This window comes from Mesorhizobium sp. M7A.F.Ca.AU.001.01.1.1, from assembly GCF_004022735.1.
Taxonomy (GTDB): Bacteria; Pseudomonadota; Alphaproteobacteria; order Rhizobiales; family Rhizobiaceae; genus Mesorhizobium; species Mesorhizobium ciceri.
In genome coordinates this window covers 1-906 of sequence record NZ_RZPF01001220.1, presented here as the reverse complement: position 1 = coordinate 906, position 906 = coordinate 1, and the positions used below count along the sequence as shown (strand labels likewise).

Annotated in this window: 1 protein-coding gene and 1 pseudogene; both read right to left on the bottom strand. The window is 62.5% G+C overall.

Going from position 1 to position 906, the window contains the following annotated elements; translation table 11 throughout:
• The coding region (locus EN884_RS37220) for a GNAT family N-acetyltransferase (RefSeq protein ID WP_128361194.1) at positions 1-330 on the bottom strand (330 nt) is incomplete at its 3' end.
• 310 nt (positions 331-640) lie between these two features.
• Positions 641-906: pseudogene (locus tag EN884_RS37215) on the bottom strand (anti-sigma factor); the annotation flags it as partial.

Genomic DNA, 906 nt, shown 5'->3' with positions numbered 1-906 from the left:
GCGAACTTCGAGACGCAGCATCATGCGGTCGTGCTCGAAGGCGGCATCTTCGGCGGATCCGAGCAGGATGCGGCCGACACCCAGCCCGCCGAAAAACGGACTGGTCGCAATCGAGTAGAGGCGCGCCACGCCGCTGCCTTTGCGAAACAGCACGATCGCATAACCGGCCACGCGGCCGTCGACTTCGGCGACCAGCGTCTCGGCGGTTTCACGCTCGATGAACAGTCGGAAGGAGCGGCGGGAAATACGGTCGCTTGAGAAAACAGCTTTCTCGATGGCGGCGAGATCATCGACGTCAGACGCGCGGGCCGTGCGGATCTCGGCAGGCATGCGGCTTCAGAAAACCTCGATTGGTGGTGGAAATGGCCCTACTCGAACACGTCCTTGACGCCAACCAGGGCGTTGGGAAAACCGGCGTCCACCTGGGCGCACGAAGTCCGCTCCACCACCTTGAATCTTCGCCTCGTTTTTCCAAAAACCGTTTCCGATTTTCGGGGCGATGCGACGGCATTCATCAAGCGCTATCGCACCTCGATTAGGGCCGAATTGTGACAAATCCGACGCCGATCCGACGGGCGCAAAAGGTCCTTCGGCCAGATCGGCATTCGCGGATCGACGGCACCGGCAAAAGCGGTGCCGTTCAGCTTGCCAGCCCGTTTACAAGTTGCGTGTAGGCGTTCCTGGCGACCTCGTTCAGCCGCTCGCGCGGCAAGGAGCCGACGACGGCGCAGCCATAGCCCTTGTCCAGCCAGTAGACGGCCTCGGGTCCGTCTTGCGTGGCGGCGTAGGTGCCCTTGGCATTCTCCGTCGATGCCGTGGTGACGAACAGCGATATACGCTGCCCATTGCCGTCCTCGTAAAGCAGCATGGCGGCCTTGCTCTCGCCTGCCGGAAGCAACCGGCCGC